This is a genomic window from Nocardiopsis trehalosi NBRC 14201, from assembly GCF_001552555.1.
Taxonomy (GTDB): Bacteria; Actinomycetota; Actinomycetes; order Streptosporangiales; family Streptosporangiaceae; genus Nocardiopsis_B; species Nocardiopsis_B trehalosi.
In genome coordinates this window covers 1-22,243 of sequence record NZ_BCRK01000043.1, presented here as the reverse complement: position 1 = coordinate 22,243, position 22,243 = coordinate 1, and the positions used below count along the sequence as shown (strand labels likewise).

The 22,243-nt window shown below is 74.9% G+C and carries 22 protein-coding genes; 16 read left to right on the top strand and 6 right to left on the bottom strand.

What is annotated here, in order from left to right; translation table 11 throughout:
- Nucleotide 1: 1 nt before the first annotated feature.
- The 3 genes from cydB to NT8_RS10485 form a co-directional block, all read right to left on the bottom strand.
- Nucleotides 2-1,063, bottom strand: a complete 1,062-nt coding sequence (cydB, locus tag NT8_RS10495; RefSeq protein WP_067966978.1) for a cytochrome d ubiquinol oxidase subunit II — start codon at nt 1,061-1,063, stop codon at nt 2-4.
- Between the two features lie 11 nt (nt 1,064-1,074).
- Complete coding sequence (locus NT8_RS10490) at nt 1,075-2,547, bottom strand: cytochrome ubiquinol oxidase subunit I (RefSeq protein WP_067966975.1); 1,473 nt, start codon at nt 2,545-2,547, stop codon at nt 1,075-1,077.
- A gap of 194 nt (nt 2,548-2,741) precedes the next feature.
- Nucleotides 2,742-3,368 (bottom strand): DUF305 domain-containing protein, encoded by a 627-nt coding sequence (locus tag NT8_RS10485; protein WP_245646119.1) that lies wholly within the window; start codon nt 3,366-3,368, stop codon nt 2,742-2,744.
- A 131-nt stretch (nt 3,369-3,499) separates the two neighbouring features.
- Here NT8_RS10485 and NT8_RS10480 point away from each other — a divergent pair, with 131 nt between their 5' ends.
- Nucleotides 3,500-4,162, top strand: a complete 663-nt coding sequence (locus tag NT8_RS10480) for a DUF3105 domain-containing protein (RefSeq protein ID WP_067966970.1) — start codon at nt 3,500-3,502, stop codon at nt 4,160-4,162.
- Nucleotides 4,163-4,232: 70 nt separating this feature from the next.
- On the opposite strand, the gene NT8_RS10475 is transcribed toward NT8_RS10480, so the two are convergent.
- The gene (locus NT8_RS10475; RefSeq protein WP_169805210.1) at nt 4,233-4,676 is read right to left on the bottom strand and encodes a DUF3515 domain-containing protein; all 444 of its coding nucleotides are present in this window, start codon (nt 4,674-4,676) and stop codon (nt 4,233-4,235) included.
- Nucleotides 4,677-4,728: 52 nt separating this feature from the next.
- Nucleotides 4,729-4,962 (bottom strand): Lrp/AsnC family transcriptional regulator, encoded by a 234-nt coding sequence (locus tag NT8_RS10470; protein WP_067966965.1) that lies wholly within the window; start codon nt 4,960-4,962, stop codon nt 4,729-4,731.
- A 102-nt stretch (nt 4,963-5,064) separates the two neighbouring features.
- On the opposite strand from NT8_RS10470, the gene NT8_RS10465 reads away from it, so the two are divergent.
- On the top strand, nt 5,065-6,057 hold the full coding sequence (locus tag NT8_RS10465; RefSeq protein WP_067966962.1) for a thiamine-phosphate kinase: 993 nt from the start codon (nt 5,065-5,067) through the stop codon (nt 6,055-6,057).
- Between the two features lie 188 nt (nt 6,058-6,245).
- Nucleotides 6,246-6,911, top strand: coding sequence for a cellulose binding domain-containing protein (locus NT8_RS10460; protein ID WP_067966959.1), 666 nt, complete (start codon nt 6,246-6,248; stop codon nt 6,909-6,911).
- A 123-nt stretch (nt 6,912-7,034) separates the two neighbouring features.
- Here NT8_RS10460 and rpmB read toward each other — a convergent pair whose 3' ends face one another.
- A complete protein-coding gene (rpmB, locus tag NT8_RS10455; RefSeq protein ID WP_067966955.1) occupies nt 7,035-7,220 on the bottom strand; it encodes a 50S ribosomal protein L28 in 186 nt (61 codons plus the stop codon).
- Between the two features lie 399 nt (nt 7,221-7,619).
- Between rpmB and recG the strand changes: the two genes are divergently transcribed.
- The 13 genes from recG to ftsY all read left to right on the top strand — a co-directional run bounded on the left by recG (nt 7,620) and on the right by ftsY (nt 22,189).
- Entirely contained in the window at nt 7,620-9,836 is a 2,217-nt protein-coding gene (recG, locus tag NT8_RS10450) for an ATP-dependent DNA helicase RecG (protein ID WP_067966952.1), read from the top strand.
- Between the two features lie 37 nt (nt 9,837-9,873).
- Nucleotides 9,874-10,455: a 16S rRNA (guanine(966)-N(2))-methyltransferase RsmD gene (gene rsmD, locus NT8_RS10445; RefSeq protein WP_067966948.1), complete on the top strand. Its 582-nt coding sequence runs from the start codon at nt 9,874-9,876 to the stop codon at nt 10,453-10,455.
- 67 nt (nt 10,456-10,522) lie between these two features.
- Nucleotides 10,523-11,020 (top strand): pantetheine-phosphate adenylyltransferase, encoded by a 498-nt coding sequence (gene coaD / locus NT8_RS10440; protein ID WP_067966945.1) that lies wholly within the window; start codon nt 10,523-10,525, stop codon nt 11,018-11,020.
- A gap of 152 nt (nt 11,021-11,172) precedes the next feature.
- Entirely contained in the window at nt 11,173-11,754 is a 582-nt protein-coding gene (locus NT8_RS10435) for a YceD family protein (RefSeq protein WP_084468814.1), read from the top strand.
- Between the two features lie 134 nt (nt 11,755-11,888).
- Nucleotides 11,889-12,068 carry a 50S ribosomal protein L32 gene (gene rpmF, locus NT8_RS10430; protein ID WP_067966939.1) on the top strand — a complete coding sequence of 60 codons (180 nt, stop codon included), beginning with the start codon at nt 11,889-11,891 and terminating at the stop codon, nt 12,066-12,068.
- Between the two features lie 290 nt (nt 12,069-12,358).
- Complete coding sequence (gene rnc / locus NT8_RS10425; protein ID WP_067966936.1) at nt 12,359-13,090, top strand: ribonuclease III; 732 nt, start codon at nt 12,359-12,361, stop codon at nt 13,088-13,090.
- A gap of 6 nt (nt 13,091-13,096) precedes the next feature.
- Nucleotides 13,097-13,975: a bifunctional DNA-formamidopyrimidine glycosylase/DNA-(apurinic or apyrimidinic site) lyase gene (mutM, locus tag NT8_RS10420; RefSeq protein ID WP_067966934.1), complete on the top strand. Its 879-nt coding sequence runs from the start codon at nt 13,097-13,099 to the stop codon at nt 13,973-13,975.
- Nucleotides 13,976-13,995: 20 nt separating this feature from the next.
- Nucleotides 13,996-14,292 carry an acylphosphatase gene (locus NT8_RS10415; RefSeq protein WP_067967012.1) on the top strand — a complete coding sequence of 99 codons (297 nt, stop codon included), beginning with the start codon at nt 13,996-13,998 and terminating at the stop codon, nt 14,290-14,292.
- Between the two features lie 325 nt (nt 14,293-14,617).
- The gene (locus NT8_RS10410) at nt 14,618-14,809 is read left to right on the top strand and encodes a hypothetical protein (RefSeq protein ID WP_067967009.1); all 192 of its coding nucleotides are present in this window, start codon (nt 14,618-14,620) and stop codon (nt 14,807-14,809) included.
- 331 nt (nt 14,810-15,140) lie between these two features.
- Nucleotides 15,141-18,692, top strand: a complete 3,552-nt coding sequence (gene smc, locus NT8_RS10405; RefSeq protein ID WP_067966931.1) for a chromosome segregation protein SMC — start codon at nt 15,141-15,143, stop codon at nt 18,690-18,692.
- A gap of 279 nt (nt 18,693-18,971) precedes the next feature.
- Nucleotides 18,972-19,910, top strand: a complete 939-nt coding sequence (locus NT8_RS10400) for an ABC transporter substrate-binding protein (protein ID WP_067966928.1) — start codon at nt 18,972-18,974, stop codon at nt 19,908-19,910.
- A 3-nt stretch (nt 19,911-19,913) separates the two neighbouring features.
- Nucleotides 19,914-20,948: a FecCD family ABC transporter permease gene (locus NT8_RS10395; protein WP_067966925.1), complete on the top strand. Its 1,035-nt coding sequence runs from the start codon at nt 19,914-19,916 to the stop codon at nt 20,946-20,948.
- 68 nt (nt 20,949-21,016) lie between these two features.
- Nucleotides 21,017-22,189, top strand: a complete 1,173-nt coding sequence (gene ftsY / locus NT8_RS10390; protein ID WP_067966924.1) for a signal recognition particle-docking protein FtsY — start codon at nt 21,017-21,019, stop codon at nt 22,187-22,189.
- The last annotated feature ends 54 nt before the right edge of the window (nt 22,190-22,243 follow it).

Here is a 22,243-nt window from a genome sequence, read left to right as displayed (position 1 = left end):
CTCAGCCGGCCCCGGGCGGGGCGGGGGCGGGGGCGGTCCCCGGGGCACCACCGCCACCATAGGCGGGGGCGGGCGTGATGTGCTCGCGGGTCACGCGGCGCCGGAACACCCAGTAGCTCCACGCCTGGTAGCCGATGACGAGCGGCAGGAACACCAGCGCCACCCAGCTCATCACGGTCAGCGTGTAGGGCGCCGAGGCGGCGTTGGCGACGGTGAGGTCGAACGCCGGGTCGGTGGTCGACGGCAGGACGGCCGGGTACAGCGACCCGAACAGGGTGACCGTGAGGGCCGCGACAGCGCCCGCCGTGGCGGCGAAGGACCGCCCCTCGCGGCCGCGGGCGACCAGGACCACCCCCAGCACCAGCGCCGCGGCCCCGGCGGCGGCCACGGGCAGGGTCCACGCCGCGCCGTGCGCCGCCTGGGTCCAGGCGAGGAACGCGGCGGTGGCGGGCACGGCCACCGCGGCCGCGCGCAGCGCCGCCGCCCGCGCCCGGCGGCGCACGGGTCCGTCGGTCTTGAGGGTGAGGAACACCGCGCCGTGCAGGGTGAACAGCGACAGCGTGGTCAGCCCGCCGAGCAGGGCGTAGGGCGACAGCAGGTCGAGCAGGCCGGCGGTGACCACCTGGTCGGCGCCCATGGGCACGCCGCGCACGATGTTGGCGAAGATGAGGCCCCACAGCAGCGCGGGCGCGGTGCTGCCGAAGACGATGGCGCGGTCCCACCACGCGCGCCACCGGACGGTGTCGCCCTTGCCCCGGTACTCGAAGGCGACCCCGCGCACGATGAGCGCCACCAGGATGACCAGGACGGGCAGGTAGAAGCCGCTGAACATCGACGCGTACCAGGCGGGGAACGCGGCGAAGGTGGCGCCGACGGCGGTGATCAGCCAGACCTCGTTGCCGTCCCACACCGGGCCGATCGCGTTGATCATCACCCGCCGGTCGGTGTCGTCGCGGCCGACGGCGGGCAGCAGCGTCCCGACGCCGAAGTCGAACCCCTCCAGGACGAAGTAGCCGATCCACAGGATCGCGATGGCGGTGAACCAGATGACGGGCAGTTCCATGGGGGGCGCTCCTAGTAGACGAAGGCCGGAACGGGGGCGTCGTCGCTGTCGTCGTCGGCGCGGTCGGGGACCACGTGGGACGGCCCGGCCTTGACGTAGCGCCACAGCAGGCCGGCCTCGACGACCGCCAGCACCCCGTAGATGGACGTGAACACGGCCAGCGAGAACGCGACCTCGGCCAGGCTCACCCCGGGGGAGACGCTGGCGGCGGTGAGCAGTTCGCCGTGCACGGTCCACGGCTGGCGGCCGATCTCGGTGAGCAGCCAGCCCGCGATGTTGGCGGCGAGCGCCGCGGGCAGGGCGGCGATCGCGCCGTGGTAGAACCACCGGCTGTCCGGCAGCCGCCGCCCGCGGGTGAGCCACAGGCCGACCGCCGCCACCGCGACCCCGAAGAGGCCGAGGCCGATCATCAGCCGGAAGGACCAGTAGGTGACGAACACGTTGGGCGTGTAGTCGCCGGGGCCGTACACCTCCTCGTACTGCTGCTGGAGGTCGTTCATGCCCTCGACGGTGCCGTCGATCCTGCCGGTCGCCAGGAAGCTCAGGACGTGCGGGATGGTGAGGTCGATGTGGTTGAGCCGCTCGTCGGTGTCGCCGACGGCGAACGCGGAGAACGGGGCGCCGTCCTCGGTCTCCCACAGGGCCTCGGCGGCGGCGAGCTTCATGGGCTCGTAGGCGGCGGCGAGCTTGGCCTGGTGGTCGCCGGAGACGGTCACGACCATCCCGGCGAGGAGGGTGACGACCAGGCCGGTGCGCAGGGTGCGCCGGAACAGTTCGCGCTCGCGGACGGCGGCGCCGTCGGCGGGCGCCCCGGCGGCCCCGCTCCGGCCGTCCTCGGCGCCGGCGCGCTCCGCGCGGCCGCTCCACAGCTTGTAGGCGCTGACGGCGGCGACGAACATGCCGGCGGTGATGAACGCGGCGGAGACGACGTGCAGGTAGGTGGACCACGCCTGCGGGTTGCTCAGCACGGCCCAGATGCTGGTGAGCTGGGCGCGCCCGGTCTCGGGGTCGACCGCGAAGCCGACCGGGTGCCGCATCCAGGCGTTGGCGGCGAGGATGAAGTACGCCGACAGGTTGGTGCCGATGGCGGCCGCCCAGATGCAGGCCAGGTGGACGCGGCGCGGCAGCCGGTCCCAGCCGAAGATCCACAGGCCGATGAAGGTCGACTCCAGGAAGAAGGCGAGCAGCGCCTCCAGCGCCAGCGGGGCGCCGAACACGTCGCCGACGAAGCGGGAGTACTCACTCCAGTTCATGCCGAACTGGAACTCCTGCACGATGCCGGTGACCACGCCCATGGCGAAGTTGATGAGGAACAGCTTGCCGAAGAACTTGGTGGCGCGCAGGTAGGCGTAGGAGCCGGTGCGGTGCCAGGCCGTCTGCAGCGCGGCGACGATGACCGAGAGGCCGATCGTCAGCGGCACGAAAAGGAAGTGGTAGACGGTGGTGATCCCGAATTGCCACCGTGCGAGATCCAGAGCGTCCATGCCCGCCTCTCCGAGAACCCCGGGTCATCGACGACCCGTAGTACTACAAACTGTAGTTCTACGGGTCGTAGTAAGTCGAGTCGTGAGGGAGAGGTACGGGTCACGTCGGGCCCGGAACCCCCGGCGCCACCGGGGTTCCGGGCCCATGGGCCGACGGGCGCCAGGGCGCCAGCGAGCCAGGGCGCCAGGGCGCGCTAGGCCCCGCGTTCGGCGAGCAGGTCGTTCATCGCGTCGATCTCGGACTCCTGGGCCGCGGCCATGCCGGCGGCGAAGTCGACGACCATGTCCTCGCCGCCCAGGCGCACCTCGGCCTCGGCCATCTCGATGCCGCCCTGGTGGTGGTCGATCATCGTCTCCAGGAACAGCACCTCGGCCTCGGTGCCCTCGGCCGCGCGCAGCTCGTCCATGCGCTCGTCGGAGGCGTAGCCCGGCATGGTGTCGGGCGCCTCGCCCGCCCCGTGCCCGCCGTGCCCGGCCATCCAGGCCATGGGCGGCTGGGCCGAGCGCGCCGGCAGGCCCCACTGCACCAGCCAGCCCTGCATGCGGCCGATCTGCTCCTGCTGGGTGCGCGCGATGTCCTGGGCGATGGCGCGCAGCGTGGGGTCGTCCGTCTTGTCGCGGATGACGAACGACATGTCGACCGCCTGGGCGTGGTGCACGCTCATGTCGCGCAGGAACCCGGCGTCGGCGGAGGAGTCGATGGGGTACCCGGGCCGGCCCGCGAGGTAGCCGCAGACCAGCGCGGCGGCCACCAGCACGGCCGCGACGTACAGCGGGACCGCCCGGCGCCTGCGGGGCTTTCCGTCCGATGTGTCTGTCATATGCTCTTCAACACTTATGGGAACCATCCTGGCCAACGGGGCGTTTCGGATGGAGCGCCCCTGAGTCGAGGCTAGTCGAGGTTCAGCGGGGTCCCCCCGTCCCGTCCGTCCACCCCGTAGGAGACAGCGCAGTGGCTAAGAGCTCAGCCGAACGCCGACGGCAGAAGGCCGAGGAGCGGCGGCTCCAACGCATCCGCGAGGAGCGCAAGCGCAAGATCATCCGGATCTCCGCGATCACGGGGACCGCCGTCGTCCTGCTCGGCCTCGTGGGCTTCGGCGTCTACGTCGAGATGGACCGGCGCAACATCGAGGGGCTGCGCACCTTCGACGGCCTCACCAACGAGCACGTCACCGCCCCGGTGGACTACGAGCAGCAGCCGCCCGTCGGCGGCGACCACCACGCCATCTGGCAGAACTGCGGCGTCTACGACGCCCCGCTGTCCACCATGAACGCCGTCCACTCCCTGGAGCACGGCGCGGTGTGGATCACCTACGACCCCGAGCTGCCCGACGACCAGGTCGAGACGCTGAGCTCCCTGTACAGCAACGGCAGCTACATCCTCGTCAGCCCCTACGACGAGGCCGACATGCCCGCGCCCATCGTGGCCAGCGCCTGGGGCAAGCAGATCGAGCTGGAGTCGCCCGCCGACGAGCGGCTCGGCAAGTTCCTCCGCATGTTCGAGCGCAGCACCGACGTGCCCGAGCCCGGCGCGTCCTGCTCCGGCGCGCTCGACATGACCGCCGCCGAGCTGGAGGAGGCGGGCGGCATCGAGGCCCTCACCGGCGGCATGTGACCCCCGGCCGCGGCCGGAACGACGGGGCCCCTCGACACGGTCGAGGGGCCCCGTCGCGTCGCACGGCGGGCTACAGCTCGCCGTCGGGCAGCGGCGGCGCCTCCTCGGCGACCAGCCCGCCGACCTCGACCAGGCCGTCGGCGGGCGCGCCGTAGGACGGCGGCAGGGTGACCTCGACGTAGACCTCGCGGCCCACCGACGTGAACAGCGTGGGCCGGTCCGCCGGCTGCGGCAGCCAGGCGACGTCGTTGACCACCATCAGTTCGGAGTCGGGCCGCAGCCCCTCGGGACGCTCCACCCCGCAGCGCACCGCGATCGGCGGGTCCCCCCACGCCGCGACGTAGGGCGAATCGGGCTCCACGGCCGCGCGGTCCGCGCCGAGCAGGGTGTCGGGCAGCCGCCCGACCAGCGCCGCGCACCGGTCGGCCGCCGCGCCCTCCGGCTCGGGCGGCGGCACGCGCACCGCGCCGGCGCAGCCCGCCGCGAGCACGGCGACGCCCAGCGCCGCCCCCACCGCCGCACGTCGCGCAGATCGCGCAGGTCGCACCGTCGGCCCCCGTATCGGCTCAGATGTTGACGATCGGGCAGGTGAGGGTCCGTGCGATCCCGTCGAGCCGCTGGATGCGGGCGACCACCAGCCGCCCCAGCGCGTCGACGTCCTCGGCCTCCGCCCGCACGATGACATCGTAGGGGCCGGTGACGTCCTCGGCCTGGGTGACCCCCTCGATGGCGGCGATGTCGCGCGCCACATCGGCCGCGCGCCCGACCTCCGTCTGGACCAAGACGTATGCCTGCACCATGGAACCTCCTCAGGGAAAACGGTCGCGGGCGGGCGCGCAGCGGCCCGCGGACGACGCGGGGCTCGGCCACCGCACCGGGCACGTCACCGTACCCTGAGGGCTGTGGTGAGCACCATTGGGGACCTGGGTGAGTTCGGGCTGATCGCCCGCCTCACGGCACGGTACCCCCGCACGGACGACCTTCCCCTCGGACCCGGCGACGACGCGGCCGTCGTCGCCGCCCCCGACCGCCGCGTGGTCGCGACCACCGACCTGCTGGTCGAGGGGCGGCACTTCCGCCGCGACTGGTCGACGGCGCACGACGTCGGCCGCAAGGCCGTCGCGCAGAACGCCGCCGACATCGCCGCCATGGGCGCGCGCACCACCGCCCTGCTCATCGGGCTGGCCGCGCCCCCCGACCTCCCCGTCGCCTGGGCCGACGCGTTCGCCGAGGGGGTGCGCGACGAGTGCGCGGCCTCCGGCGGGACCGTCGCGGGCGGCGACACCGTGCGCTCCGACGTCCTCACCATCGCCGTCACCGCCCTCGGCGACCTCGGCGGCCGCCCGCCGGTCCGCCGCGACGGCGCCCGGCCCGGCGACGTCCTCGCCGTCTGCGGGCCGCTCGGCCTCTCTGCGGCGGGCCACGCCCTGATCGCCGCCGGCCTCGCCCCGCCCCCCGGCGCCCCCGCCGACGGCCCGGCCTCCGCGTGGGCGCCGTGCCTGCGCGAGCACCGCCGGCCCCGCCCGCCCTACGCCGAAGGGCCCCGCGCCGCGGCGGCCGGCGCCACCGCCATGCTCGACGTCAGCGACGGACTGCTCCAGGACCTCGGCCACATCGCCCGCGCCAGCGGGGTGGCACTCGACGTCGACCCCGGGCTGCTCCGCCCCGACCCCGCCCTGACCGCGGCCGCCGACCGGCTGGCCGCCGCCGGGGCGGCGCACCGCGACCCGCGCTCGTTCATGCTCGCCGGGGGCGAGGACCACGCCCTGGCCGCCGCGTTCCCGCCCGGGGCGGTGCCGCCCGGCTGGCGGCGCATCGGCGGCGTGGCCGCGGGGGAGGGGGTCACCGTCGGCGGCGCCGCCGACGACGGCGCCGGGTGGGACCACTTCCGCTGACCCCGGCGCCGCCGCGCAGGTGGCGGCGGGGGCGCGGCGGGGATGTCGGGTTTGGCGGTGAAATCACGCTAAGCTCTGGCTGCGTTGTCGTCAGTCAGCACCGGATCGGGGTCGCCGTGCGCCCACGTCGAGCGGATCACCGGCCTGGGGGGGAGACCCCAGGGGCATCACAGGACATCTCCGACCGGATGCACTCCGGCCGCGCCGACCCGCTCACGGCCGACGCCCGCGCCCGCCGCGCCCGCGGCGACCGCCGAGGGGCGCACCGCGCCGAACCCGCCGACTCCGGCCCGCTGGCGACCGTCGGCCACGTGCTGGAGAGCACCGTCCCCAAGCGCGTCCAGCCCCCGCGGTTCCTCACCGTGCTGCTGGTGTCCGGCACCACCCTGGCGCTCACCCTGTTCGGCTACAGCACCACCCAGATCTACCTCCGCTTCAGCGACCCCGGCGACGGCCCCTCCGGCAGCCCCGGCGCCAGCGGGCCGCTCGACCCCGGAGCGGGCGGCGCGTCGCCCTCCGCCCCCGCCGCCGGCGGCGGCGACACCAGCGTCAGCGCGGTCTCCTACCGCACCGTGGAGTCCTCCAGCGGCACGTTCACCGGCCGGGTGACCGTCACCAACACCGGCGCCGACGTCCTGGAGGACTGGGAGCTGGACCTCGGGTTCGCCGACGCCCGCGTCACCTCCGCCGACAGCGTCGAGTGGGAGCCCACCGACAGCGGGGTCGTCGCACGGCCGCCCGCCGGCAGCGGAGGACTGGCGCCGGGCGCCTCCGTCACCGTCGACTTCACCGCCGAGGGGCCCGCGCAGAGCCCCATCACCTGCTCGCTGAACGGCGCCCCCTGCGACCTGTGAGGGCCGCGCTCGCACCGCCGCCGCACCCGCCGCGCGACCCACCGCCAACGCCGAAGAGCGCCGCGACACGGGGTCGTCGGCGCTCTTCGGCGTTGGCGGTGGACCGGGGGCGATCCGCCCGGGTCAGCGGTCGACCTTGCCGGCCTTGATGCAGGAGGTGCACACGTTCAGGCGCTTGGGCGTACCGCCCAGGCGGGTGCGCACGGTCTGGATGTTGGGGTTCCAGCGGCGGCGGGTGCGGCGGTGCGAGTGGGAAACACTGTTACCGAACCCTGGTCCCTTGCCGCAGACGTCGCAGACGGAAGCCACGGTAACTCCATTCAAGCGCTCGGGCCCGTGTGCGGGCACACGTGGAACATCGACCCGAGAGAGGTCTGGTGAGCAGGCTGACGCGGCGCGCCAACCGTGGAAGCGTACACGACGCCCGGGCCCGACCCCGAACCGAAGGCGGACGCGCGGGCCGACCGCGCACGCGATCGCGCGGGGCCCAGGGCCCCCCGCACCGGGGCTCCGGCCGACGGCCGTCCCCCGCGCATGGATCGCTGCACCGAGTATAGCCCGCCACCGGGGCCGACCCGACCGCGCCGAGCGGCGCCGCCGATCCCCCGGCCGCCCGGCGCGCCGCCGCGCTGTCGGTGCCGTGCGGTAGGGACGTTCTACCGTTGCGGGGGACAATGAGGGAACGCGGATGGGGACGAGGAGACGCGGGTGATCAGTCGGGACGAGCCGCTGCGCACGACCCTGGGCGCGACGGCGGCCACCAAGCTCGCCGCCGAACTGGACCTGCGCACAGCGGGCGACCTGCTCGGCTACTACCCGCGCCGCTACGCCGAGCGGGGCGAGCTCACCGACCTCGCGGCGCTGGCCGAGGGCGAGCAGGTGACCGTGCTCGCCGACGTCCACTCGGTGTCGCGGCGCGACCTGCGGCGCGGCGGCGGGGGCCGCCCCCGCAGCCTGCTGGAGGTCGTCATCACCGACGGCACCGGCCGGCTCACCCTCGCGTTCTTCCACAAGGTCGCCTTCCACCAGCGCGAACTCCGCGTCGGGCGGCGCGGCATGTTCGCCGGGAAGGTGTCGTCCTACCGGGGCAAGAAGCAGCTCGCCCACCCCACCTACGAGATGCTGCCCGACGACGGCACCGGCGACGCCCGGGCGCGCGCCTTCGCCGAGCGGCCCATCCCCATCTACCCGGCGACCAAGGACCTGTCGTCCATGGACATCGCCCGCTGCGTCGGGGTCCTGCTCGACCAGCTCGGCGACGACCTGCCCGACCCGCTCCCCGCCGCCCTCCGCGCCCGCCACCGGCTGACCGGCGTCGCCGACGCGCTGCGCCGCGTGCACCGCCCCGCCGACGGCGCCGACATCGCCGCCGCGCGCCGCCGGCTCAAGTGGGACGAGGCGTTCGTGCTGCAACTGGCGCTGGCCCGCCGCCGCCGCGAGGCCGCCGCGCTCCCCGCCCGCCCGCGCCCGCGCGTCTCCGGCGGGCTGCTCGACGCCTTCGACGCCGCCCTGCCCTTCACCCTCACCGAGGGCCAGACCGAGGTCGGCGCGGTCATCTCCGAAGGGCTCGACTCCCGGCACCCCATGCACCGGCTGCTCCAAGGCGACGTCGGCGCCGGCAAGACCCTGGTGGCGCTGCGCGCCATGCTCCAGGTGGCCGACTCCGGCGGGCAGGCCGTCCTGCTCGCCCCCACCGAGGTCCTCGCCCAGCAGCACCACCGCTCCATCACCGCCATGCTCGGCCCGCTGGCCCAGGCCGGGCGGCTCGGCGGCGCCGAGACCGCCACCCGCGTCGCCCTGCTCACCGGGTCGCAGGGGGCGGCCGCCCGGCGCGAGGCGCTGCTCGACGCCGCCTCGGGCGCGGCGGGCATCGTGGTCGGCACGCACGCCCTGCTCCAGGAGCACGTGCGGTTCGCCGACCTCGGCCTGGTGGTGGTCGACGAGCAGCACCGCTTCGGCGTCGAGCAGCGCGACGCCCTGCGGGAGAAGGCGGTCGAGGGCCGCCCGCACGTCCTGGTCATGACCGCCACGCCCATCCCGCGCACCGTCGCCATGACCGTCTACGGCGACCTCGACGTGGTCGCCCTCACCCAAGTGCCGTCCGGGCGGTCCCCGGTCGCCACCCACGTGGTGCCCGTCCCCGACAAGCCGCACTTCCTGGAGCGCGCCTGGCAGCGCATCCGCGAGGAGGTCGGGCAGGGCCGGCAGGCGTACGTGGTCTGCCCGCGCATCGGCGGCGACACCGACGCCCCGTCCGCCGAGGAGGCCGACGGCCCCGACACCGGCGACCCCGAGGGCGGCGCCCCCCGCCGCCCCCCGCTGGCCGTGGTCGACACCGCCGCCGGGCTCGCCGCCGGACCACTGTCCGGCCTGCGCGTCGAGGCCCTGCACGGCCGGCTCGCCCCCGACGACAAGGACGCCGTCATGCGCCGCTTCGCGGCCGGCGACATCGACGTCCTCGTCGCCACCACGGTCATCGAGGTCGGCGTCGACGTGCCCAACGCCACCGTCATGGCGATCATGGACGCCGACCGGTTCGGCGTCTCCCAGCTGCACCAGCTCCGCGGCCGGGTGGGCCGCGGGAGGCTGCCGGGGCTGTGCCTGCTCGTCACCGAGGCCGAGGACGGCGCCCCGGCCCGCGAGCGGCTGGCCGCCGTTGCGGCCACCACCGACGGCTTCGCGCTCTCGCGGGTCGACCTGGAGCAGCGCCGCGAGGGCGACGTCCTGGGCGGCGCCCAGTCCGGCCGCCGGTCCTCGCTGCGCCTGCTCACCCTGCTGCGTGACGAGGACCTCATCCGCGAGGCCCGCGAGGAGGCCGTCGCCCTCATCGACGGCGACCCGGAGCTGGCCGCGCACCCGGAGCTGGCCGCCGCGCTCGCCGAACTGGTCGACGAAGAGCGGGCGGAGTACCTGGAGAAGGCCTGACCGGCCCGGCCGGGCCCGCCGCGCTACCGTGGCCCCCATGACCCGCATCATCGCCGGAGCGGCGGGCGGGCGGCGGATCGCCGTCCCCGAGGGCCGCACCACCCGCCCCACCAGCGACCGGGCCCGCGAAGGGCTGTTCGCCTCGGCGCTGTCCGACCTCGGCCCGCTCGACGGGCTGCGCGCCCTCGACCTGTACGCCGGATCGGGGGCCATCGGCCTGGAGGCGCTGTCGCGCGGCGCCGCGCACGCGCTGCTCGTGGAGTCCGACCGGCGGGCGCTGGGCGTGCTGCGCCGCAACGTCGCCGCGCTCGGCCTGCCCGGCGCCGAGGTCGCGGCCGACCGGGTGCGGCGGGTGCTGGACGCCGGGCCGGCCGGCGGCCGCTACGACCTGGTGGTGGCCGACCCGCCCTACGCGGTCGGCGCCGACGAGGTCGACGCCGTGCTCGCCGCGCTGCGCGACCGCGGGTGGCTGGCGCCCGGCGCCCTGGTCGTCATCGAGCGCGCCGCCCGCGACCCCGATCTGGTGTGGCCCGAGGGGTACGCGCCGGCCCGGGTCCGCCGCTACGGCGAGGCGGCGCTTTGGTACGGTCACGCCGCGAGCCTTTCCGGCGAAACGTGACCCTCCGGGCACAATCGGCAGAAGGGCCCCGAACGCCCGTGCTGGACGCCAGAGAGGAACGCTCACCGTGCGCCGAGTCGTCTGCTCCGGGTCCTTCGACCCGGTCACCAACGGTCACATCGACATCATCGGGCGCGCGGCGCGGCAGTACGACGAGGTCGTCGCGGCCGTTCTGAACAACGTCAACAAGCGCGGGCTCTTCACCGTCCCGGAGAAGCTCGACCTGCTCCGCGCGTGCACCGCCGACCTCGGCAACGTGCGGGTGGCGGAGTTCGACGGGCTGCTCGTCGACTTCTGCCGCGAGAACGGCATCGACATCATCATCCGCAGCCTGCGCTCGGTCAGCGACTTCGACTACGAGCTGTCGATCGCCCAGATGAACTACCGCCTCTCCGGCGTCGAGACCATGTTCATGACGGCCAACCCGCAGTACTCCTACCTCAGCTCCAGCCTGGTCAAGGAGGTCGCCCAGTACGGGGGCGACGTCAGCAGCCTGGTCACGCCCAACGTCGAGCAGGCGCTGCGCGAGAAGTACGGCACCGGCCCGGCGGCGCCCCGGGGCTGAGCGCGCCCGCTGATTTGGGCATGACCTGGCCGGATCGCTAGACTGCGAGACGGCCATGCCCGCGTGCGGGCCGGCGCCCGCCCCGCGCGGCCGTCCGAACATCCGAGCCGCAGAGCCCGCGCCAGCGGGCGGCGGACCACACCGAAAGCGCGATCACCCTGTCTCGACCTGATTCCCGTGCCCGGTTCGCGGTCGACACCCGGCCCCTGGGACGCCAGCCCGGTTCGTCGCGGACCGAGAGCCGCGTCGTGCCCGCCCCCGCCGGGTTCGCCACGGCGATGGCCGGCGTGCCCGAGGGCGCCGACATCGAGCTCGACCTGCGGCTGGAAGCGGTCATGGAGGGCGTGCTCGCCACCGGTACGGCCACCGCCGACTCCGTCGGCGAGTGCGCGCGGTGCCTCGACCCGATCACCGAGCCGCTGGAGGCCGGGTTCCAGGAGCTCTTCCGGTACCCGTCCGACGACGACTTCCGGGCCGCCGACGACGTGGACGCGGAGGACGAGGATGAGGACTACTATCTTGAGGGCGATTCACTCGACCTCGAGCCGGTGGTCCGCGACGCCGTCGTGCTCGCGCTGCCGCTGTCGCCGCTCTGCCGGGACGACTGTCCCGGCCTGTGCGTCGAGTGCGGCGTGAAGCTCGCCGAGGCCGGCCCCGAACACGGCCACGGCGACAGCGTCGACCCCCGTTGGGAGGCGCTGCGGGATCTGGGCGAGGAGCCCGGTGACCGATGAGTTCGCATTCCGCGGACCGGAGCCCCCGGTAGCCGGATATCCGTCCACGTGAGGGCCACCGCCGCCCGCGCGCGGGCGGCGCAAGTACGTTCGCTCCCGCCGACCGCGCGGGTGACCCAGGAGGATTGAAGCAAATGGCCGTCCCGAAGCGGAAGATGTCGCGGAGCAACACCCGGACCCGCCGCTCCCAGTGGAAGGCGTCGCGCCCGGTGCTGGTCACCTGCCCGCGCTGCCGCGACCCGAAGCTCCCGCACGTCGCCTGCCCCACGTGCGGCACCTACAACAACCGCCAGGTCATCAACCCGGCGTCCTGACGCGCGCCCCGGCGGGTCCGGCGCGGACCCGCCGCGGGGCGGCGGCCCATCGGAGCGGGCGGGTGCACACCCTCCCGCTCTTCGGGCTCTCCGGGGGGCGCCCCGGACACAACGAGAGACCGCGCCGGTTCGGGCCCATCCCGAGGCCGTGGTGGTCGCCGGGGAGGGGAGTCCCCGCCGCGGCGACCACCACGCCTTCGAGCGTCCCTGATCGGCTCTGAGCGCAGCCGTGCAACGGACAACCCGTGCGCCCACGTGGGCGGCGCCGGAGATTAGGGGTGTGAACGTCGTTGGCCACTCAACTCAACGCGGCCGAGGCCCGCGAGTTCTACCGCGCCATCGGGGTCGAACTCGACGCCAAGGTCCTGGCGCGCGCGCTGACCCACCGGTCCTACGCCTATGAGAAGGGCGGCCTGCCCACCAACGAGCGCCTGGAGTTCCTGGGCGACTCCGTGCTCGGGCTGATCGTCACCGACACCCTGTTCCGCGGCCACCCCGACCTGCCCGAGGGCCAGCTCGCCAAGCTGCGGGCCGCCGTGGTCAACATGCGGGCGCTGGCCGACGTCGCCCGCGGGCTGGGCATCGGCGCCTACATCCGGCTGGGCCGCGGCGAGGAGGGCACCGGCGGGCGCGACAAGTCCTCCATCCTGGCCGACACCCTGGAGGCCATCATCGGCGCGGTCTACCTCGACCGCGGCCTCGACGTCGCCTCCGACCTCGTCCACCGCCTGTTCGACCCGCTGATCGCCACCGCCTCCGGGCTCGGCGCGGGCCTGGACTGGAAGACCTCGCTGCAGGAGCTCACCGCCGCGGAGATGCTCGGCGTGCCCGAGTACCACGTGGACGAGAGCGGCCCCGACCACCAGAAGACCTTCCGCGCCACCGTGCGGGTCGCCGGGACCGACTACGGCCTCGGCGAGGGGCGCAGCAAGAAGGAGGCCGAGCAGCAGGCGGCCGAATCGGCCTGGAAGGCCATCCGCGCCCGCTCCGAGACCGCCCTGCCCGACGAGAACCGGACCTGACCCCCCATGCCCGAGCTCCCCGAGGTCGAGGTGGTCCGGCGCGGACTGGACCAGTGGGTGACCGGCCGCGCCTTCGGCGCGGTCGACGTCCTGCACCCGCGCTCCGTCCGCCGGCACCTGGCCGGCCCCGCCGACTTCACCGCCCGCCTGTCCGGCCGCTCCGTCGACGCCGTGCGGCGGCGCGGCAAGTACCTGTGGCTGACCCTGGACTCCGGTGAGGCGCTGCTCGCCCACCTCGGCATGAGCGGGCAGCTGCTGGTGCAGGAGCCCGGCCGGGCGGCGGAGCGCCACCTGCGGATCCGGCTCGACACCGGCGACCGCGAGCTGCGGTTCGTGGACCAGCGCACGTTCGGCCACCTGATGGTCGAGCCGCTGGTCGCCGACCCCAAGGCGGGCGGCGCGCCCGTGCCCGGCGTCATCCGGCACATCGCGCTCGACCCGCTCGACCCCGCCTTCGACGACGAGGCGTTCGGCCACGCGCTGCGGCGCCGCCGCACCGAGGTCAAGCGGGCGCTGCTCGACCAGTCGCTGATCAGCGGGGTGGGCAACATCTACGCCGACGAGGCGCTGTGGCGGTCGCGGCTGCACTGGGCGCGGCCCACCGCCACCCTGCGCCCGGCCCAGGTCGCGGTGCTGCTGGCCGAGGTCCGCGCCGTCATGACCGAGGCGCTGGCGCAGGGCGGCACGTCCTTCGACGCGCTGTACGTGAACGTCAACGGCGAGAGCGGGTACTTCGAACGGGGACTGAAGGCGTACGGCCGGCGCGACCGCCCGTGCGAGCGGTGCGGGACGCCGATCCGGCGCGACCCGTTCATGAACCGGTCGTCGTTCAGCTGCCCGAAGTGCCAGCCCCGGCCGCGCGCGCCGCGGCCGGCCGGACGCTGAACCGGACAGGGGAGGGGGCCATGGCGGACACCGACGGCGCCGACACGCCCGCGCGGCTCACCGCGTGGGTCCGCGGCCGCGTGCAGGGCGTGGGCTTCCGCTGGTGGGTGCGCTCGCGCGCGCTCGAACTGGGGCTGACCGGCGCGGCCACGAACCTGGCCGACGGCCGGGTGGAGGTGGTGGCCGAGGGGCCGCGCGCCCAGTGTGACGAATTGCTCTCCCTTCTTCGCACCGGTGATACCCCAGGTCGGGTGGACGGCGTGGTCGAGCGGTGGGGAAAACCGCGGGGATCCTCCCCCGGATTCGTCGAGCGGTGAGTATGCTAGAGGGGCGACGCGATCCGCGGGTTCCCCGCGGCGGTTCCGCGACGCCCACCGGTGCCTCGCGCGCCACGGGCGAACGGCCGCCGGTCTTCCGCTTCGGGGGGTACCCCACATCGGACCGTGCGCTGTGACCTGCCCGGTTACTGCTTGGTTACTTACTGTTTCGTTCAATCTTGACCAGCGACGCCCATGGTGAGACTCTGGAAGGCAGACCGCGCGCCTTTCGCCCACGACGCGGACGAGCCGGACTCGACCGCGGCTCCGTGGCTCACACGTGCGTTGAATGTCATCTGGTCACTCAATGTGGAGGACCCACATCATGGCGAAGGCTCTGTTTGGCCACGTCGGCGGTCCTGACCCGCGTATGGTTCAGGAGATGCGGCGGCTGCAGAAGCGAGTACGCGACCTTGAGGACGAGGTCGGCCGACTTCAGGCGCGGAACGACCAGCTCTCCGCCGCTGTCGCCGACGTCACCGTCGGCGCGACCGACCGCGAGCCCGCGCTCGCGTGACGACTCACTCATAGCTGCGAGAACGGTAAGGGACGCCACTTTCCCGGCGTCCCTGGGTCCACTGGGGGTTCTTCCCTGTACTCCGAGTGTCGACCTTGATTCCACCTGTGGTGTACCCCGAGGATGATTTTGCCAATCCTCGGCGGACGAGCCGATCGCCCGCGAACGGGCGGCCCGACCCCCGGGTCGCACGCCTCCCGCGCGGGCGCCGCCGTGCCCGAACGCCCCCGGCCCCCGGCCGCACCCGTTCCGGCGCCGCGACCGGCCGTTCCGTGGCACCCTTGACGCCTGGGGAGACGCGAACGCGCCGGGCGGACGAGGAGGGCACAGCGTGTACTTGAAGAACCTCACGCTGCGCGGCTTCAAGTCCTTCGCCTCGGCCACCACCCTCCGCTTCGAACCCGGCATCACCACCGTCGTGGGCCCCAACGGCTCCGGCAAGTCCAACGTCGTCGACGCGCTCGCCTGGGTCATGGGCGAGCAGGGCGCGAAGACCCTGCGCGGCGGCAAGATGGAGGACGTCATCTTCGCGGGCACGTCCTCCCGCCCCGCTCTGGGCCGCGCCGAGGTCAGCCTGACCATCGACAACTCCGACGGCGCGCTGCCCATCGACTACACCGAGGTCACCATCCGGCGGACCATGTTCCGCAACGGCGGCTCGGAGTACGCCATCAACGGCGACACCTGCCGGCTCCTCGACATCCAGGACCTGCTCAGCGACTCCGGCATCGGCCGCGAGATGCACGTCATCGTCGGCCAGGGCCAGCTCGACACGGTCCTGCACGCCGGCCCCGAGGAGCGCCGCGCCCTCATCGAAGAGGCCGCCGGCATCCTCAAGCACCGCAAGCGCAAGGAGAAGGCGCTCCGCAAGCTCGACGCGATGCAGGGCAACCTCGACCGCGTCACCGACCTCGCCACCGAGCTGCGCCGCCAGCTCAAGCCCCTCGGCCGCCAGGCCGAACTCGCCCGCCGCGCCGCCACCGTCCAGGCCGATCTGCGCGACGCCCGGCTGCGGCTCCTCGCCGACGACATCGTCACCCTCACCGAGGCGCTGCACAAGGAGGAGGCCGACGAGGCAGCCGTGCGCACCCGGCGCGAGGCCGCCGAGCGCGCGCTGAGCGAGGCCCAGGCCCGCGAGACCCTGCTCGACACCGCCGCCACCGAGGCCGCCCCGCTGCTGGCCCGCGCCCAGGACGCCTACCACGGGCTGTCCCGGCTGCGCGAGCGGCTCAGCGCCGTCGCCGACCTCGCCGCCGAGCGGCACCGCAACCTCGCCGCCGAACCCGCCGAGGAGCGCCCCGGCCGCGACCCCGAGGAGCTGGAGCGCGAGGCCGAGGAGGTCCGCGCCCAGGAGGAGGAGCTGCAGTACCGGCTCGACGACGCCCGCGAGGTCCTCGACGCCGCCGTGGCCGAGCGCACCGCCGCCGAGGAGGCGCTGAAGACCGAGGAGCGGCGCATCGCCGCCGCCGCCCGCGCCGCCGCCGACCGCCGCGAGGGCCTCGCCGAACTGCGCGGCCGGGTCGAGGGCCTGCGCAGCCGGCTCGCCGCCAGCGAGGCCGAGGTCGAGCGCCTCGACACCGCCGCCGTCGAGGCCCGCGAACGCGCCGAGGCCGCGCAGGCCGAGTACGAGGACGCCGCCGCCGAATCCGCCGGCCGCGACGAGGGCGACGCCGAACTCGACGCCGCCCTGGAGTCCGCCACCGAGGTGCTCGCCGCCGCCGAGGCCGCCCTCAACGAGCTGCGCGACACCGAGCGCACCGCCGAGCGCGAGCGCGCCGCCCTGGCCGCCCGCAAGGAGGCCCTGGAGATGGGCCTCAACCGCAAGGACGGCGCCGCCGCCCTCCTCGCGGCGGGCGACCGGCTGCCCGGCCTCCTCGGCTCCCTCGCCGCCCTGATCGAGGTCGAACCCGGCCACGAGACCGCCGTCGCCGCCGCCCTGGGCGCCGCCTCCGACGCCGTCGCGGTCGCCGACCCCGCCGCCGCCGGCGCGGCGCTCGACCTGCTCAAGGCCGACGACGCCGGACGCGCGGCGGTCGTCGTCGCCGGCGCCGCCCCCGGCACCCCGCCGCGCGACCAGTGGCCCGACCTGCCAGACGGCCTGCGCTACGCCGCCGACGCCGTCGCCCCGCCCGCGCACCTGGCCGCCGCTGTCGCCGCCCTGCTCGACCGCACCGCGCTCGTGCCCGACACCGAGCGCGCCCGCCGCCTCGCCGACGCCGTCCCCGGCGTCCGCGCCGTCACCCCCGACGGCGACGTCATCGGGCCCGTCCTCGTCCACGGCGGCTCGTCGTCGGCGCCCAGCCTGCTGGAGGTCCAGGCGGCGGTGGACGAGGCCGCCGAGCGGCTGGAGGCGGCGGCCGCTGCGGGCAAGCGCGCCGCCGCCGACCTGGCGGCGGCCAAGCAGGAGCGCGCGGGCGCCGCCGCGGCGGTCGAGCAGCTCACCGTCCGCCGCCGCGCCGCCGACCGCCACCGCAACGAGATCGCCCAGCGGCTGGGCAAACTCGGCGGCCAGGCCCGCTCCGCCGCCGCCGAGGTCGACCGCTACGCGGCGGCCGCCGCGAAGGCCGCCGCCGGCCGGCAGAGCGACCTCGAACGGCTCGCCGGGCTGGAGGAGCGCCTGGCCGCCGCCGAGGCCGAACCCGTGGACGACGGCGACCCCGACACCGAGCGGCGCGACGCCCTCGCCGAGGCCGCCGCCGCGGCGCGCTCCACCGAGATGGAGGGCCGCCTCGCGGTGCGCACCGCCGAGGAGCGCGTGCGCTCCATCGCCGGGCGGGCCGACGACCTGCTGCGCGCCGCCGCCGAGGAGCGGCGCACCCGCGAGCGCGCCGCGCGGCGCCGGGCCCGCCGCGCCCGCCAGTCCCGGGTGGCCCGCGCGGTCGCCGACGCCGCGTCCCGCGCGCTGGCCCGCATCGAGGTGTCGCTGGCCGCCGCCGACGCCGAGCGCCGCGCCGCCGAGGAGGAGCGCGCCGCCCGCGACGGCGAGCTGAAGTCGGTGCGCGCCCGCGTCCGCGAACTGTCGGTGGAGCTGGAGAAGCTCGTCAACGTGGTGCACGGCAGCGAGGTCGCCCGCGCCGAGCGCCGCCTGCGCCTGGAGCAGCTGGAGGCCCGCTCCGTCGAGGAGATGGGCGTCGACGTCGCCACCCTCGTCGCCGAGTACGGGCCGGCCGTTCCGGTCCCGCCGCCCCCCGGCGCGGCGGCCGAGGACGCCGTCCCCGTGCCCTACGTGCGGGAGGTGCAGGAGAAGCGGCTGCGCTCCGCCGAGCGCCAGCTGGGCCAGCTCGGCCGGATCAACCCCCTGGCGCTGGAGGAGTTCGCGGCGCTGGAGGAGCGGCACGCGTTCCTCACCGCCCAGCTCGAAGACCTCAAGAAGACCCGCCGCGACCTGCTCACCGTCGTCCAGGAGGTCGACGCCCGCGTGCAGGAGGTGTTCTCCGCCGCCTACGCCGACGTCGAGCGGGAGTTCGCGCAGATCTTCGGCCGGCTCTTCCCCGGCGGCGACGGCCGGCTCATCCTCACCGACCCCGACGACATGCTCACCACCGGCATCGAGGTCGAGGCCCGCCCGCCCGGCAAGAAGGTCAAGCGGCTGTCGCTGCTGTCCGGCGGCGAGCGCTCGCTGACCGCCGTGGCGTTCCTCGCCGCCATCTTCAAGGCGCGCCCGTCGCCGTTCTACGTCATGGACGAGGTCGAGGCCGCCCTGGACGACACCAACCTCCAGCGGCTGCTGGTGATCTTCGAGGAGCTGCGGGCGTCCTCCCAGCTCATCGTGATCACCCACCAGAAGCGCACCATGGAGGCCGCCGACGCCCTCTACGGCGTCACCATGCAGGGCGACGGCATCTCCCAGGTCATCAGCCAGAAGCTGGACCGGCGCGGATAGCGGGCGGGGCGCGCCCGACCGCCCGCCCACCACGGTCTAAAGTGGACACGCCGACCGGGCGGGGTTCCGCCAGGTCGGCGGTACCGCGCGAGCGAAGTCCGGTCCGGCCGCCCCGGCGGCCGGGAACCCGGCGCTGTCCCGCAACTGTGACGCCCCCTCCGGGGACGAGCCAGGTCGCCTCCGCGGTGCCGACGCCTGCTGTCCTCGTGGGAAGGGCAGTCCGTCCCCTTCCCGGCGGGCTTCGCGACCCTTCCCTCGCCCCTGAGAAGAAGGAGTCCCGTGCGCATCGCACGCCGAACGCCGGCCGTCCTGCTGCTGGCCGTCCTCACCCTGTCCGCCTGCGGTGGCGGCGAGGGCTCCCCGGAGTCCGAGCCGAGCGCGAGCGCGGGGGAGGGCTTCCCCGCCACCGTGACCGACGCCCGCGGCGAGGTCACCCTGGACGCCGCGCCGCAGCGCATCGTGTCCCTGTCGCCCAGCAGCACCGAGATGCTGTTCGCCATCGGCGCCGGCGACCAGGTCGTGGCCGCCGACGAGTACTCGAACTTCCCCGAGGAGGCGCCGACCACCGACCTGTCCGGGTTCACCCCCAGCGTCGAGGCCATCAGCGAGCACGATCCCGACCTGGTCGTCCTCGCCCGCGACGCCGAGGACACCGCCGCCCAGCTGGACGAGGTGGAGATCCCGGTCCTGGTGATGGAGGCCGCCGTCGGCCTCGACGACACCTACGCCCAGATGCGGCTCCTCGGGGAGGCCACCGGCCACGCGGAGGAGGCCGACGCCGCCGCCACCGAGGTCGAGAACGAGGTGGACGAGATCGTCGCCACCACCCGCGAGGAGCTGGGCGAGACCGACCTCACCTACTACCACGAGCTCGACGCCGGCATGTACTCGGTGACCTCCGAGACGTTCATCGGCCAGGTCTACAGCGAGTTCGGGCTGGAGAACATCGCCGACGCCGCCGAGGACACCGCGGGCGGCTACCCGCAGCTCTCCGCCGAGTTCGTCGTGGAGCAGAACCCCGACCTCGTCTTCCTCGCCTACGGCGGCGAGGACGCGGCCGCCGAGCTGGCCGAGCGCCCGGCCTTCGACACCGTCACCGCCGTGGAGAACGGCGACGTCGTGGAGCTCGACCCCGACATCGCCTCGCGGTGGGGGCCGCGCGTCGTGGACCTCGCCGAGAGCGTGTCCGCGGCGGTCACCGCCGCCCAGGGGCGGTAGCCCGTGCGGCGGTCCCGGACCGTGTGGCCGTGGTTCGCGGCCGCGGTGGCCGCGCTGGCGGCGGCGCTCGTCGTGGGCGCCGCCGCCGGGGCGGCGAGCCTCGGCCCGGCCGACGTCACCCGCGAACTGCTCAGCCGGCTCCCGCTGGGCGTCACCTCCCCGCTCAACGACCGCCAGGTCGCGGTCATCGTGGAACTGCGGCTGCCGCGGGTGGTCCTCGGCGCCCTGGTGGGCGCGCTGCTCGCCGCCGCCGGCGCCGCCTACCAGGGCGTGTTCCGCAACCCGCTGGCCGACCCCTACCTGCTGGGGGCGGCCGGCGGTGCCGGGCTCGGCGCCACCGCCGTCATCGCCTACGGCCCGCTGCTGTTCGACGGCGGCACCCGCGGCCTGGTGCCGGTCGCCGCGTTCGTCGGCGCCCTGGCCGGGGTGGCCGCCGCCTACGCGCTCGGCTCCTCGGCGGGCCGCGGCGGCACCGCCGCCCTCGTGCTCGCCGGGGTCGCGGTCTCGTCGTTCCTGTCGGCCGCGCAGACGCTGGTGCAGACCACCCGCATCGAGGAGCTGCGGCGCATCTACTCCTGGGTGCTCGGCGGCCTCAACCGCGGCGGCTGGGAGGACGTCGCGATGATCGCCCCCTACGCCGCGGCCGCGACACTCGTGCTGCTCGGCTGCGGCTACCTGCTCGACCTGCTCGCGCTCGGCGACGAGAAGGCGCAGAGCCTCGGCATGAACCCCACCGCCGTGCGGCTGGCGGTGATCGGCGCGGCGTCCCTGGCGACCGCGGCGGCGGTGTCGGTCAGCGGGCTCATCGGATTCGTCGGCATCGTCGTGCCGCACATCGTCCGCCGCCTCGTCGGCGCCGACTACCGGCGCATCCTGCCGATGTCGCTGATCGCGGGGGCGGCGTTCCTGGTCCTGGTCGACGTCATCGCGCGCACCGTCATCGCCCCCGCGGAGCTTCCGCTGGGCGTGGTCACCGCGTTCCTCGGCGCCCCGTTCTTCCTCCTCATCCTGCGGACGACCCGCCACCGCGCCACCTGACGGGCCGCCGGACACCGGGCCCGGCGTGACCGCAACGCGACCCTTCTTCTGCGACACTGGACGGCGTTATGGACTACACGATCTTCGCCGTCGCCGTCTTCGTCGTCGCCCTCCTGGTGTTCGGCGGCGTCTTCCTGATCCGGCCGCGCCGCCCGGAGCAGCGCGACACCTCCGCGCCGGAGGGCACCCCCTCCGGCACCGGCACCGCCGTCGCCGAACCCGAGGAGCGCGTCGAGCAGGAGGCGGGACCGGACGAAGCCGCCGGGGCGACGGCGGTCGCCGAACCGCCGCCCGTCCCGGAGATCGAGACCCCGCCGCCGTCCGCCGGCCGCCTGGTGCGGCTGCGCGCGCGGCTGGCGCGCTCGCAGAACGTCTTCGGGCAGGGCCTGCTCGGCCTGCTGTCGGCCGACCGGCTGGACGACGACACCTGGGACGAGATCGAGGACACCCTCATCACCGCCGACGTGGGCGTCACGTCGGCCACCCAGATCGTGTCCGCGCTGCGGACCAAGGTGAAGGTCCTCGGCAGCCGCACCCCCGAGGAGGTGCGCGGCCTGCTGCGCGCCGAACTGCTCGCCCAGATCGACCCCGCCCTCGACCGCACCGTGCGCACCGAGCCGCACCCCGAGGCGCCCGCCGTCGTCATGGTCGTCGGCGTCAACGGCACCGGTAAGACCACCACCACGGGCAAGCTCGCCCGCGTCCTCGTCGGCGACGGCCGCAGCGTCGTGCTCGGCGCCGCCGACACCTTCCGCGCCGCCGCCGCCGAGCAGCTCGCCACCTGGGGCGGCCGCGTCGGCGCGCCCGTGGTCCGCCGCGACGAGGGGGCCGACCCGGCCAGCGTCGCGTTCGACGCGGTCGCCCGCGGGGTCGAGGACCGGGTCGACACCGTCATCATCGACACCGCCGGGCGGCTGCACACCAAGACCGGGCTCATGGACGAGCTGGGCAAGGTCAAGCGCGTGGTCGAGAAGAAGGCGCGCGTGGACGAGGTGCTGCTCGTGCTCGACGCGACCACCGGGCAGAACGGGCTGCGCCAGGCGCGGGTGTTCGCCGAGGTCGTCAACGTCACCGGCATCGTGCTGACCAAGCTCGACGGCACCGCCAAGGGCGGCATCATCATCCAGGTCCAGCGCGAGCTGGGCGTGCCGGTCAAGCTCGTCGGCCTGGGCGAGGGCCCCGACGACCTCGCCCCGTTCGACCCCGAGGGCTTCGTGGACGCCATCCTCGGCACCGGCTGACCGGCGATTCCGTCCCGAGCGGGGGCGGCGGCGCATCGGCGCCGCCGCCCCCGC